Origin of the sequence: Marinomonas gallaica, assembly GCF_049821165.1 — a bacterium.
In the GTDB taxonomy this organism is placed as follows: Bacteria; Pseudomonadota; Gammaproteobacteria; order Pseudomonadales; family Marinomonadaceae; genus Marinomonas; species Marinomonas gallaica.
In genome coordinates this window covers 2,811,422-2,823,814 of the sequence record NZ_CP187511.1, presented here as the reverse complement: position 1 = coordinate 2,823,814, position 12,393 = coordinate 2,811,422, and the positions used below count along the sequence as shown (strand labels likewise).

The following is a 12,393-nucleotide window of genomic DNA, read 5'->3' as shown; positions in this document are numbered from 1 at the left end:
TAAATTAAACGTGCTCAATGGTAGCACATTCTCCCGCGGCCCCGACAAGTTTCTCCATTTCAGGAAGATTGACGATGGAAATTTCTTTGCCATCAACATCAATCAAACCGTTCTTTTGGAAACGTGTCATAACGCGACTAACTGTCTCAACCGCTAAGCCTAAGTAGTTACCAATTTCACCACGAGACATCGATAAACGGAAGGAAGTTGCTGAGTATCCACGCTTTTTAAAACGGTGTGACAGGTTTAACAGGAACGAGGCTACTTTTTCATCTGCATTTTTCTTGCCTAACAGCACCATCATCTGCTGATCGTCACAAATTTTACGGCTCATTAAGCGAAAAAGTTGATGTTTTAAAGATGGGATCTGTGAAGACAGCTGTTCAAGGTGCGAAAAAGGAATTTCACAGACTGTCGTTGTTTCAAGCGCTTTGGCTGAAATAGGGTAGTGATTATCATCGATACCACTAAGGCCAACAAGTTCACTTGGACAGTAGAACCCCGTGATCTGTTCTTCGCCAGAGTTAGTGATGTTAAATGTTTTTAGTGTGCCTGTACGAACTGCAAATACGGAGTTGAATTCTTCACCTTGATGAAACAGCAACTCGCCTTTCTTCAATGGTCGTTTTCGCTCGATGATTTGGTCTAGACGATTCACGTCTTCGTCCGCTAATGCAATTGGCAAACATAATGCGCTTAAGCTGCAATTCTGACATTGTGATGTCAGTTTACTGCTAAAACGATTGTTTGAGTTAGAAATTGCCATGTTAACTCTCCCTGAGCTCGATCGGGTAATTTATATAACTTTAGAAAAATTTGACTGGGTTGTGAGGTATTTATCGAACGCCATGCATACGCAGCGTACGAGTAATCGACCTACTTCCGTTATTTTTATATGTACTTGATTATTTTCATGATAGACGGTTATGACACCATCTTCCTCTAGATTCTTTAGGGAATCCAGTTCTGCTTCGAAATATTCGAGAAATCTAATACTAAAGGCTAATTCAATGTCTTGGCTATTTAATTCGTTATGACATAGTAGTTGCATGATAGCAGAGTGACGAATGCGATCATCTAAACTGCTGATATAGCCTTTCATAATCGCTAATTGGCCGTTTTCGATGCTATTTTGGTAGAGCGAAAGGTCGGTATGATTTTGGAAATAGGCTTCCCCAACCTGACTGATAGCAGAGACTCCAAATGCCAATAAGTCTGTTTCAGCATGGGTGGTGTACCCTTGAAAATTGCGTTGTAGATGACCTTCTTGTTGTGCTTTTGTTAATGTGTCATCGGGCTTGGCGAAATGATCCATACCAATATAAACATAGCCAGCGCGCGTGAGTTTATCAATGCTTAACTTTAGCAGTGCCAGCTTTTGGTCGGGTGAAGGTAAGTCTTCATCCAATATTCGTCGCTGCGGTGCGAAGCGCTGCGGTAAATGGGCATAGTTAAACACAGAAATTCGATCTGGAGACAGTTCAATGACCTTATCTAAGGTATCTTTAAAACCTTCTAAGGTCTGTTTAGGTAAGCCGTAAATTAAATCGAAGTTTACTGAGCGGTAGCCTAGCTCACGCACATCTGCTAATACATCGTTCACAAGCTCTAACGGTTGAATTCGATGAATGGCTTTTTGAACGTCATGATTAAAATCTTGAATGCCTAAGCTCACTCGGTTGAAACCTAGGGTCTTAAGTAGTTCAAGTTTGGATCGATCTACTTCACGTGGGTCTATTTCAATGCTGAAATCTTGTGTGCCATCCGTGACTAAATTGAAGTAATCTCCAATCATAGAGAATAAGTGCTTAAGGTTCTCTTCACTTAAGAAAGTTGGCGTACCGCCACCGAAATGCAGTTGTGTCACGGGGCGTGACTGATCGAGCATGAGCGCTCGTAAGCGCATTTCTTCGCCTAATAATTCAACATATTCAGTGCCTTTGTCGTATTGCTTGGTAACGATCTTATTACAGGCGCAGTAATAGCAAAGATGAGCGCAAAAAGGAACGTGAAAATATAAACTCAGTGGCGCACTCGAGGGCTCAAGCATCTTACCAATCAATTCCATCTTGCTGATATCAGTGCTGAACTGAGGTGCAGTAGGGTATGACGTGTATCGCGGCCCTGCAAGGTTGTATTTTTGGATAAGTCTGGAGTCCCAAAGCATAAGGTTTTTCCTATTAAAATTGCTAATAGGAAGTTTACCTGCATCTTTATTTTGCTTGATGACTTAGATCAATTATTGAGTTCATACAATATTAGAAAGTAGGTTTTTTATGGAGGGAATTGTATATAGACCATAGCCAATCAAACTGACGCCAAATATCCAAGCAAGATGGTAATGGCTCCATACTTTTTTTAACTGTTGACTAAACATCGCTGCAAGCAGCATCGCAGGTAATGTACCCATTGAAAAACCGAGCATAGCCATCAGAGATAGCTCGATTGAACCTAATGATGATGCCCATAAAACTGTTGAGTACACAAGCCCACAAGGTAACCATCCCCATACCATGCCAGCCCCAACAGCTTGTCCAAGGGTTTGGATGGGTAGAAATGATTTGGCAAACGGTTGGACGTATTTCCAAATGTAACGTCCCAATGACTCAATCCGAAGAATAAATTTCGACAGACCGCAGATGTACAGCCCCATTAGAACCAACAAAATGCCCGCGAATGTTCGTAGCGGTGTCATCAATTCTGAGTAGATCGATGCAAAGCCGAGATTGATAGCCGACGCGAGTATTAATGTTAAAATGCAGTAAGATAAAATGCGGCCAAGGTTATAGGCAACAATGGTTTGAAAAGTGGTTTTATTGCCAATCGATAGCATAGAGGCTAAGCCACCACACATCCCTAAACAGTGACCCGCTCCAGCTAACCCGATGAGCAATGCGCTAATAAAAATCGAAATCACGCTTTTTTGTCCGTGTCATCGTCTTCAAATAAAATACGCTCACCTTCTCGATTTAAGTCGTCAAATTGGTCCCCTTTAACGGCCCAAATAAATATGATGATGGCAATGACAACAAATAGGCCCGCTATTGGGATAAGTAAAAATAGACTTTCCATGAATACATCCTACGCATTTGTGAGTCGAGTGGCGTTCACCACAACCAGTAGCGAGCTTAACGCCATACCAATGGCCGCAACCCAAGGGGGTATTAATCCAGCAATGGCTAAAGGTAGCAGTGTTGCATTATATGATGCAGCCCAAAGTAAGTTTTGTTTGATTACTTTTCGACAACGCTTGGCTGAGTTAATGGCTGTAATAATGGTTGATAAATGCTCATTCAACAAAATAGCATCGGAGTGGATCTTGGCTAAATCCGTACTTGCACCCATTGCTAGGGATGTTGTGGCACCAGCAAGTGCAGGTACATCGTTTAAACCATCGCCTACCATCAAAATATTATGATTGGATTGCTCTTTAATCCATTGCCATTTTTCATCTGGTAAACAGTTGGTTTTAAAGTCATCAAACCATTCAGGGTTGAGAACCCCTTTTGCTGATTCCAGTGTGTCACCCGTTAATAGGCTAATTCTAATACCTTGTTGTCTGAGTGCTTTGATCGTAGATTCAGCTTCAGGGCGTAACACGTCACAAAGCGTTATTTCTGCTATGACGTGTTGAGTATTAGCAAGGTAAAGGCTAAGTTCTGCAGCATTCGACTTGACTTTTTTAGGAATGGCTAAACCAATGCTGTGCATAAGGGATGAGTTACCAAAGTAAAAGGTGTCTTGTTCCAATACGCCTTGAACCCCTAAGCTGGAAAGGTTTTTAATCTGGACTACGTTAGCGGGTATAAAGTTACTAAAAGCATTGGCCAGTGGGTGTTTAGAGTGTTGCTCCAGTCCACTGATAATACTTAACACATAGTCCTTGGTCAGAGACAAATCAAAGCATTTAACCCGGGTGATTGAAAAATCACCCTGAGTTAACGTTCCTGTTTTATCGAACACAATGTGGTTCGTCTTGGCTAACGCTTCAATTACATGTCCACGTGTGATTAAAAAGCCATTGCGTTTTAATGTATTGGTGATCGTCGTTAATGCTACGGGGGTCGCTAAAGATAAAGCGCATGGGCAAGTCACTACTAAGACGCTGACCATAATCCAATAGGCTTCACTTTCACCCATATAACTCCAGAAAGCGTAGGTTAGTGAAGCCGTGATCAGTACTGCGATAACAAAATAATGGGCGACTTTATCAGCTACGATTGCAACTTTTGGTTTTTCACCCAGAGCGCGTTCCGTAATTCTAGAAATCGCTGCTGCGTGCGTGTTTTGGCCAATATTTTCGACGCGCACTTCTATTAGTTGTTCAACGTTGACGGTTTGAGCTTTGAGGCAATCGCCTTGTTTTTTTATAATAGGGGTGTATTCACCGGTTAGGCTTGATTCATCAATACTGGTCATATCGCTCAGTAGAACTCCATCGACAGGGAGGATCTGCCCAGGCTCAATAATAACCGTATCGCCAGTTTTCAACTGTTGCTGAGGAATGGTCTTTAGTTCGTTGTCTAATCTTATCTTGACTGCCGTAAGGGGTTCTTGTTGGTGTGCACCGCTATGATAGGATCGGGCTACGGTTTCTAGAAAACGTCCTAAAAGTAAGAAAAAGATAAACATGGTAACCGAATCAAAATAGACATGCCCAGATTGTGTATAAAGTGCTAACACACTGGATCCGTAAGCGAGGAGAACACCTAAAGATACGGGCAAGTCCATTGTGAAGTGACGGTTTTTCAAATCACGCGCAGCGCCTCTATAAAACGGCCAGCCAGCATAAATCACAACAGGGGTAGCGAAGAGGAAGCTTATCCAACGTAGCATTTGGCGATAGATGTCCTCCATTCCTTGTAAGTCACCTGCGTACATAGCGATGGCACTCATCATGACTTGCATCATGCCAACACCAGCGATTCCCAGACGAATGATCGCTTGCTTTTTATCTCTATGAAGTTGTTGGTGTTGCTCGCCGGGTAAGTAAGGTGTCGCGGCGTAACCGATGAACTGCAGTTCTTTTGCGATGGTTTTAACAGACGTCAGCGATGGGTCCCATGTTATGGTAGCGATTGAACTACTGAGATTTACATGAACATTTTTAATGCCGATTTGATGGCCTAAATGTTTTTCTATTAACCAAGCGCAAGCAGAACAAGTGATGCCCGTTAACGCGACTTGAATGAGGTGTTCGTTGGCCGTCTGGTGAACATATTGGTTGTAGAGTTGTTTATCATCTAGCAACTCAAAGATCGGCGTATTATCTTCTGTAAGTCGACTACCTGCAGTATTTTCTCTACGTTCGTAGTAAAGAGACAGGTCGGCACCACAAATATGCTCTGCAATGGCTTGGCAACCATAGCAACAAAACTCGTGGCGGTTATTTTGAAGATGGCTGGCGATATCGACACCAGCAGGTATCGGATCGCCACAATGGAAACAACGGTTAGTCATAGATTAAAGTTCAAGCTGCTGTGAACATCGCTGTTAATGCGTCCGTTTAATTGCCAGCCATTGGCTGACTCCAAATAAACATTCCAAATACCACTAAGAGGCTTTTCGAGCTGAGCTCGGTACTCGTTTTCACCCACTTGATTTAGCTCTAGATTAAAGTCTTTTTTTGACACGGCTGCATGAGCAAATAACACAGACAAGTTGTGTGCGTTAGCATTTTTAGTCGTCAGGAACACTTCACCGGTTAGGTTGTCCAAACGTAAGTTCGCTTCGATGCCTAAATCTCTCGCCGCTTCACGCTTTGTAATAACCTGATTAATCGCAAGTCCATCTTTATAATAATCATCTTTTACAAGATCACTTGAGGAGTGCAGCGCGGCATATACTTGTACCACTGCAACTAAAACCGAAGAAAGCGGCACGCTGATTATAAACCATGGCCAAAATTGCTTATACCAGACCGGAGCTTCTGATGTTGACATAAAGGTACTCCAATAAAGAAATGTTATAAGCGGTGATATTATCACCGCTTATAGTTGATTATTTTGATACAGGACCAATAAACCGACTTTCAGTCACTTTTTCTATTGGATAATCTGGATCTTGTGATATCACTTTAAAGTAAATGGTATTACGCTGTTGCGAAATCGCAGTCGGAGGCACTTGAATGGAAAAAGGTACGGATCGAACCTCTCCCGCATTGACCGTTACTTTTTGACGACCAATCATATCCATATTTTCAAGCCCACTGACAGACAGTAAAAATACGTGAGCTGTTTGATCCATGTTGATGACTTTGACCGTGAAGATGTTCTCTATCATGCCGCTTGGTGTTTCATTGAAAAGACGATTTCGATCGCGGATCACGTCAAGTCCTAATGCTTCACGGTCGCTGGCAAAATAAAAGAATGCAGTGAAAACAACCAACATGCTCATCGCGTAGCCAATGACTTTAGGGCGCAACATATGCGTGGTTTTTCCTTCCAAACGTCGCTCAGTGGTATAACTTACCAAGCCCCGTTCGTAGCCCATTTTATCCATGATGGAGTCGCACGCATCAACGCATAGGGCACAACCAATGCACTGATATTGCAAACCATCACGAATATCAATGCCCGCAGGACACACATGAACACATAGGCTACAGTCAATACAATCACCTAGGCCTTGAGCCTTATGGTCTGCTGAGCGTTTGCGTGCACCGCGTTGCTCTCCGCGATTATAATCGTATGAAATTACCATGGTATCTGGATCAAACATTACGGCTTGGAAGCGAGCGTAAGGGCACATGTAAGTGCAAACCTGCTCACGTAGCCAACCAGCAAATAAGTAGGTTGCGCCCGTGAAAAATGCCACCCAGAAGTAGGCCCATGGGTGCGCTTGGTAGGTAAATAAGTCAATAAGTAACTCGCGGATGGGGGTGAAGTACCCGACAAAAGTCAGTCCGGTTAACCAGCCAAATATGAACCATAAGCTGTGCTTGTTAAATTTCTTGAGAAACTTGCGTTTGGACATCGGTTCTTTATCAAGCTTCATTCGCGCGTTGCGAGAGCCTTCAGTCTTTTCCTCAATCCACATAAACACCATGGTCCAAACTGTCTGTGGGCAGGTATAGCCGCACCATACTCGACCAAATAGGGTGGTTACAAAAAATAAACCAAAGGCACAAATAATTAATATCCAAGCCAATAGAAAAAAATCTTGAGGAAAAAAGGTAATGCCAAAGATGTGAAACTGTCGTGCTGGCAAATCAAATAAAACACCTTGTCGATCATGCCAGTTAATCCAAGGTGTTAGAAAGTAACCAAGCATTAAGATCCACAGGGCACGGGTACGAATCTTTTGAAAAAAACCTGAAATCGCACGTGTATAAATTTTTTTGCGTTTCTCATACAAGTCGAATTCAACAGTTTCAGGCTCGACATTTTGAACAGGTATTTTCTCACTCATGCTGCTTTCCTTAACGATCAACAGGCTGTTTAAGTACTGACTAATATTACAATTTTTAATGAAAAAAGGGTGTGCCTTTCGGTCACACCCTTTTGATACACATCAGAGGTTTAATGATTTACTGATTTGATAAGCTGTAAACGTAACCTGCAACAACGTGTGCTTTGTCTTTACCTAGAATTCCTTCCCAAGCCGGCATTTGACCATTACGTCCATTACGGATGGTTTGCATGACTTGTTGTGGGCTGCCGCCGTAAAGCCAGATGTTATCGGTAAGGTTAGGGGCACCAAATAAGTGATTACCTTTACCTTCCGCACCGTGACACGCTAAACAGTTAGTCGTGTAGAGTTGCTGACCTTTTTGTGCCGCTTTTACGTCAGTCTCATTACCACTTAGGCTTAGAACGTATTGAGATACGTTATGTACGCCTTCTTCCCCTAACATGGGACCCCAGGCAGGCATAGCAGCTATTCGACCATTCAAGATGGTTTGTGAAATTGCTGCTGCGTCACCGCCATATAGCCAATCATCATCCGTTAGGTTAGGGAAACCGTAGCTACCCGTAGCTGCAGAGCCGTGACATTGCGCACAGTTATTGGCAAACAAGCGCTGGCCAATGCGCATGGCTTGATCATTCTGCGCCAACTCTTCAATCGGCGTTTGCGAGAATTGAGCGAACATTGGGCCAAATTCTGCTTCTGCTTTAGCGACTTCGCGCTCGTAGGAGGATTCCTGTGTCCAGCCCAATAAGCCTTTGTAGTTGCCTAGACCTGGATACAGAGCTAAGTAAGCTAAAGCAAAGACTACTGTCATGACGAACATCCAGTACCACCAGCGTGGCAAAGGATTATCGTACTCTTCAATGCCATCGAATTCATGGCCCATTGTTTGTTCAGTCTCAGAGTTGAATCGTTGACCTTTACGTACAACACTCAATAAGATGAAACTGCCGAATATGGAACCTAGCGAGATCACAATGATCCAGCCGCTCCAAAAAGAAGTTAATTCATTCATTTTGTATTCTTCTCCACGGATGGCTCGCGTTGAACGTTGCTTGCCTCATCTTCTTCATCAGCAAAGGGAAGGTTAGCGGCCTCATCAAAGCCTTTCTTGCGCCCCCGACTGAATGTCCAAAAAAAGATACCTATGAACGCAATGAATGCGATCGGTGTTGCAAGTGCTCTTAGCGTATTAATGTCCATGATTAGCCCTATCGTTCGATCACTGTGCCAAGCTGTTGCAAGTATGCAACCAAGGCATCGATTTCACGTTTGCCACGTACCTCAGTTTTAGCTGATGCGATTTGATCATCAGTATAAGGTACGCCAACCATGCGCAATGCTGACATTTTGTTGGCGGTGTCATTGCCATCAATTTTGTTTTCAAATAACCAAGGGAAGCCAGGCATATTTGACTCAGGCACTACGTCGCGAGGGTTGTACAAGTGAGCACGGTGCCACTCATCGCTGTAACGCTGCCCAACACGAGCAAGGTCAGGTCCGGTACGTTTAGAGCCCCATAGGAATGGATGATCGTAAACTGACTCGCCCGCAACACTGTAAGGGCCGTAGCGTTCTGTTTCAGCACGAAATGGACGAATCATTTGAGAGTGACAGCTTAAGCATCCTTCTCGTTGATAAATGTCGCGTCCTTCTAACTCAAGCGCAGAAAGAGGCTTTAAGTTCTCTACTGGTTGAGTGGTTTGTTTCATAAAGAATAGAGGGATGATTTCAACCAAGGCGCCGAAGCTGATTGCTACGACAATTAGGATGATCATGAGCCCCATATTTTTTTCAATAACTTCATGGCGCATGTGTAAACCCCTATGCTGTTTGAGTATCGGCTTCGAAGCTTTCAGCTTCTTTACCGTTCGCTTGACGGACTGTCATGTAAGTGTTGTAAGACATGATCAACATACCCAATAAGAACACCACACCACCTATAACACGAACAAACCAGCCTGGATAACTCGCATCAACAGCTTCTACGAACGTGTATGTCAATGAACCATCGTCATTGAATGCGCGCCACATTAAGCCTTGCATAATGCCGTTTACCCACATAGAAGCGATATAAAGTACTGTGCCAATAGTCGCTAACCAGAAGTGAACATTGATTAGACGCGTTGAGTACATTGCGCCAGCTTTCAGCCCTAGAACAACCGGTAGCATGTGGTAAACCGCACCAATACTTACCATTGCCACCCAGCCTAGTGCGCCTGCGTGTACGTGGCCAATAGTCCAGTCTGTATAGTGAGATAAGGCGTTTACCGTCTTAATTGACATCATTGGCCCTTCAAAGGTAGACATACCGTAGAAAGACAGTGATACAACCAAGAAGCGTAGAATGGGATCATGACGAAGTTTGTGCCATGCGCCAGATAGCGTCATAACGCCATTAATCATGCCGCCCCAAGATGGTGCTAATAGAATCAGCGACATAACCATACCTAAACTTTGCGTCCAGTTTGGTAGAGCCGTGTAATGTAAATGGTGAGGTCCGGCCCAAATGTATAGAGAGATCAGTGCCCAAAAGTGGACAATAGATAAACGATACGAGAATACCGGACGTCCAGCCTGTTTAGGAACAAAGTAGTACATCATGCCTAGGAATCCAGCCGTTAGGAAGAAGCCCACCGCGTTGTGACCGTACCACCATTGAACCATTGCATCGGCTGCACCAGAGTAAACTGAGTAAGATTTAAATGCACTGACAGGGATAACGGCACTGTTTCCAAGATGTAATACTGCAACGGTAATGATGAAAGCACCAAAGAACCAGTTTGCAACATAAATGTGTTTCATTTTGCGCTTAGCAATCGTACCGAAGAAGTTGATAGCAAAGGCTACCCAAACTAAGGTAATTAAAATGTCGATTGGCCATTCTAGCTCTGCGTACTCTTTAGTTTGAGTGTAGCCAAGCGGTAATGTAATGGCAGCGGCAACGATGATGATTTGCCAGCCCCAGAAGGTAAATCCTGACAAAACGTCAGAGAAGAGTCTGGCTTGTGTGGTACGCTGTACAACATAGTACGCCGTAGCAAACAAGGCAGAACCACCAAATCCAAAGATGACTGCGTTAGTGTGAAGTGGGCGTAAACGTCCAAAATGTAGGTAAGGTATGTTAGCAAGTAAATCTGGCCAGACTAATTGTGACGCAATTAATACGCCGACGGCCATGCCTACTACGCCCCATACCACCGTCATGATGGTGAATGCGCGCACCACTCGATAGTTGTATGTTGGGTGATCAAAAGCTGTGCTCATAGTTTCTTCCACAAACCACGTTGAGTGATAGACCTTGTTAAAGATAATACTGTTGTTATTAAAGAGATGGACTGAAGTGCTTCGAACGAATTGTGCGTAGCAGTCGGACCTTCCTTCTAATTCCAACAGCGGTAAACTAGCAGAATTGATTCTAAGTCCTTTCACATTTCAAATAACAGGAGCACCGAATGCTTTGTGGGTATTCCTTGTCACAGAGCAACGTTTTTAACCAATATGATAAAAGTTTACCTCTTACACGGCGCGGGTGCTGGGCATCAGAGTGATTTTCTACAAAACTTTAAACAACGTTTTGAGGATGAAGTTGGCTTGCAGGTGAATCCAGTAACACTTGATTATATGGTGCAAATTGAGACAACAGGAAAAATGCGTCCACCGCCGCGTATTCCTAAGTTGGTTGAAGAAGTGCAGCAGAAAATTGACCCGGAAACACCAATTGTTTTGATTGGTAAGTCAATGGGATGTCGGATCATTGCTGATCTTTGTGCCAGCCATAATGTTCAAGCATGTATTGCATTGGGGTTTCCTTTTTACCCAGCTAAGAAAACAGATAAACATCGATTAGGGCATTTTGAGCAAACTGGCGGCGTGCCTTATTACATTTTGCAAGGGACAAGGGATAGTTTAGGCAACCATGAATGGGTAACGGAGCAAAATTTGCCAGAAAATGTTCATGTTAATTGGATAGAGGGAGCAGATCACGATTTTCGCGTTTTAAAACGCTATAATCTGTCCGAGCAAGAGGTTATGCAAAATCTGATCGCTCATTGTGCGGTCATTTTACATGACTATGATATCCGTCGTTAGTATAGAGGTCATTCGTGGACACCGTAGATCACAATCAAGTATTAGATACCCAAGGGTTATATTGCCCAGAACCTGTCATGATGTTACATGGTGTAGTGCGTAAGATGGCGGCCGGAGAGGTGGTTAAGATTATTGCAACGGATCCTTCCACTGAGCGCGATATACCTAAGTTTTGCACCTTCCTTGGACACCCACTATTAAAGCAAGCACAAGATGGTGAGCTTTATTATTATTGGGTGCAAAAGAAAAAGGCCAGCGATTAGGCTGGCCTTTTAAAACTTATAATCTAAGCAACTCGTATTCTTTTGCTGTCAGCATACTCGTGCTCAAGGATCTCATTTAGTTTAGCAAAGCTAGTAGATGTCGATACATCGATGCTCAACTTTAATTGACGAACAATGTCGTTTGCTGAAACCAGTCCGCGTATGCTCATAGTTTCTTCATCTACAACCAACAAGTGCTGATGAGCGTTGTTTTTTTGGCTTAGAATGAGTGATTCAATATCACTTCCAGCTAGTGACTTTAATGAGACAGCAAGCAAATCTTCTTTAGCGCGCATTAGGTCAATTGCCAGTAGCTCATCACGCACATAACCTTCTGCAATGCGCTTAATAAAAGCTTCTTCAGATAGATCTTCTAAGCTCACCACGCCCAAAAAGTTATTTTGAGAATCCACTACGATTTTCATTCGTACGTGCTCTTTCTTCATGATCTCAACGAGTACGTCGGCACGTACATTCGGTTCGATCAAACGAGGGCTAGAAGTTTTAAAGTCCGTTAGGACGCGAAGAGCGGGCGTGTAAAGACCGATGTTCTCTTCAACTACAGGCCAAGTTAAATCGCGGATGTCAGCAGTCGTTACGTATGTAAGTGTTTTCATGATAGTCACCA

At 43.4% G+C, this 12,393-nt stretch carries 14 protein-coding genes; 2 read left to right on the top strand and 12 right to left on the bottom strand.

The features are described 5' to 3' along the window. Positions 1-4: 4 nt before the first annotated feature. The 11 genes from fnr to ccoN form a co-directional block, all read right to left on the bottom strand. Entirely contained in the window at positions 5-766 is a 762-nt protein-coding gene (gene fnr, locus ACPUEK_RS13330; protein WP_067037659.1) for a fumarate/nitrate reduction transcriptional regulator Fnr, read from the bottom strand. 30 nt (positions 767-796) lie between these two features. After that, the gene (gene hemN, locus ACPUEK_RS13325; protein ID WP_425641035.1) at positions 797-2,167 is read right to left on the bottom strand and encodes an oxygen-independent coproporphyrinogen III oxidase; all 1,371 of its coding nucleotides are present in this window, start codon (positions 2,165-2,167) and stop codon (positions 797-799) included. Between the two features lie 81 nt (positions 2,168-2,248). Continuing rightward, positions 2,249-2,917 carry a sulfite exporter TauE/SafE family protein gene (locus tag ACPUEK_RS13320; protein WP_425641034.1) on the bottom strand — a complete coding sequence of 223 codons (669 nt, stop codon included), beginning with the start codon at positions 2,915-2,917 and terminating at the stop codon, positions 2,249-2,251. Next, on the bottom strand, positions 2,914-3,072 hold the full coding sequence (ccoS, locus tag ACPUEK_RS13315; protein WP_067037663.1) for a cbb3-type cytochrome oxidase assembly protein CcoS: 159 nt from the start codon (positions 3,070-3,072) through the stop codon (positions 2,914-2,916). The genes ACPUEK_RS13320 and ccoS overlap by 4 nt, the downstream gene beginning before the upstream one ends. Before the next feature lie 9 nt (positions 3,073-3,081). Next, on the bottom strand, positions 3,082-5,460 hold the full coding sequence (locus ACPUEK_RS13310) for a heavy metal translocating P-type ATPase (protein WP_425641033.1): 2,379 nt from the start codon (positions 5,458-5,460) through the stop codon (positions 3,082-3,084). Further along, the gene (locus ACPUEK_RS13305; RefSeq protein ID WP_425641032.1) at positions 5,457-5,942 is read right to left on the bottom strand and encodes a FixH family protein; all 486 of its coding nucleotides are present in this window, start codon (positions 5,940-5,942) and stop codon (positions 5,457-5,459) included. The genes ACPUEK_RS13310 and ACPUEK_RS13305 overlap by 4 nt, the downstream gene beginning before the upstream one ends. Before the next feature lie 58 nt (positions 5,943-6,000). Next, complete coding sequence (ccoG, locus tag ACPUEK_RS13300) at positions 6,001-7,410, bottom strand: cytochrome c oxidase accessory protein CcoG (RefSeq protein WP_425641031.1); 1,410 nt, start codon at positions 7,408-7,410, stop codon at positions 6,001-6,003. A 118-nt stretch (positions 7,411-7,528) separates the two neighbouring features. Beyond that, positions 7,529-8,425, bottom strand: coding sequence for a cytochrome-c oxidase, cbb3-type subunit III (gene ccoP, locus ACPUEK_RS13295; RefSeq protein ID WP_067219382.1), 897 nt, complete (start codon positions 8,423-8,425; stop codon positions 7,529-7,531). Continuing rightward, positions 8,422-8,613 (bottom strand): CcoQ/FixQ family Cbb3-type cytochrome c oxidase assembly chaperone, encoded by a 192-nt coding sequence (locus tag ACPUEK_RS13290; protein WP_067037672.1) that lies wholly within the window; start codon positions 8,611-8,613, stop codon positions 8,422-8,424. The genes ccoP and ACPUEK_RS13290 overlap by 4 nt, the downstream gene beginning before the upstream one ends. A gap of 8 nt (positions 8,614-8,621) precedes the next feature. Then, complete coding sequence (gene ccoO / locus ACPUEK_RS13285; protein WP_067219390.1) at positions 8,622-9,224, bottom strand: cytochrome-c oxidase, cbb3-type subunit II; 603 nt, start codon at positions 9,222-9,224, stop codon at positions 8,622-8,624. A gap of 10 nt (positions 9,225-9,234) precedes the next feature. Then, on the bottom strand, positions 9,235-10,677 hold the full coding sequence (gene ccoN / locus ACPUEK_RS13280) for a cytochrome-c oxidase, cbb3-type subunit I (RefSeq protein WP_067037676.1): 1,443 nt from the start codon (positions 10,675-10,677) through the stop codon (positions 9,235-9,237). A 195-nt stretch (positions 10,678-10,872) separates the two neighbouring features. Between ccoN and ACPUEK_RS13275 the strand changes: the two genes are divergently transcribed. Together ACPUEK_RS13275 and tusA are read left to right on the top strand one after the other, a co-directional pair. Continuing rightward, a complete protein-coding gene (locus ACPUEK_RS13275; RefSeq protein ID WP_425641030.1) occupies positions 10,873-11,502 on the top strand; it encodes an alpha/beta family hydrolase in 630 nt (209 codons plus the stop codon). A 14-nt stretch (positions 11,503-11,516) separates the two neighbouring features. Further along, positions 11,517-11,765 (top strand): sulfurtransferase TusA, encoded by a 249-nt coding sequence (gene tusA / locus ACPUEK_RS13270; RefSeq protein WP_067219395.1) that lies wholly within the window; start codon positions 11,517-11,519, stop codon positions 11,763-11,765. Between the two features lie 23 nt (positions 11,766-11,788). Here the strand turns inward: tusA and ACPUEK_RS13265 are convergent, their stop codons facing one another. Continuing rightward, complete coding sequence (locus ACPUEK_RS13265; protein WP_067037680.1) at positions 11,789-12,382, bottom strand: CBS domain-containing protein; 594 nt, start codon at positions 12,380-12,382, stop codon at positions 11,789-11,791. Between the last annotated feature and the right edge of the window lie 11 nt (positions 12,383-12,393).

Bases quoted from the DNA above. Each gene is read 5' to 3' on its own strand.
- fnr (WP_067037659.1), bottom strand. From the start codon at position 766: ATGGCAATTTCTAACTCAAACAATCGTTTTAGCAGTAAACTGACATCA.
- hemN (WP_425641035.1), bottom strand. From the start codon at position 2,167: ATGCTTTGGGACTCCAGACTTATCCAAAAATACAACCTTGCAGGGCCG.
- ccoS (WP_067037663.1), bottom strand. From the start codon at position 3,072: ATGGAAAGTCTATTTTTACTTATCCCAATAGCGGGCCTATTTGTTGTC.
- ACPUEK_RS13310 (WP_425641033.1), bottom strand. From the start codon at position 5,460: ATGACTAACCGTTGTTTCCATTGTGGCGATCCGATACCTGCTGGTGTC.
- ACPUEK_RS13305 (WP_425641032.1), bottom strand. From the start codon at position 5,942: ATGTCAACATCAGAAGCTCCGGTCTGGTATAAGCAATTTTGGCCATGG.
- ccoG (WP_425641031.1), bottom strand. From the start codon at position 7,410: ATGAGTGAGAAAATACCTGTTCAAAATGTCGAGCCTGAAACTGTTGAA.
- ccoP (WP_067219382.1), bottom strand. From the start codon at position 8,425: ATGAATGAATTAACTTCTTTTTGGAGCGGCTGGATCATTGTGATCTCG.
- ACPUEK_RS13290 (WP_067037672.1), bottom strand. From the start codon at position 8,613: ATGGACATTAATACGCTAAGAGCACTTGCAACACCGATCGCATTCATT.
- ccoO (WP_067219390.1), bottom strand. From the start codon at position 9,224: ATGCGCCATGAAGTTATTGAAAAAAATATGGGGCTCATGATCATCCTA.
- ccoN (WP_067037676.1), bottom strand. From the start codon at position 10,677: ATGAGCACAGCTTTTGATCACCCAACATACAACTATCGAGTGGTGCGC.
- ACPUEK_RS13265 (WP_067037680.1), bottom strand. From the start codon at position 12,382: ATGAAAACACTTACATACGTAACGACTGCTGACATCCGCGATTTAACT.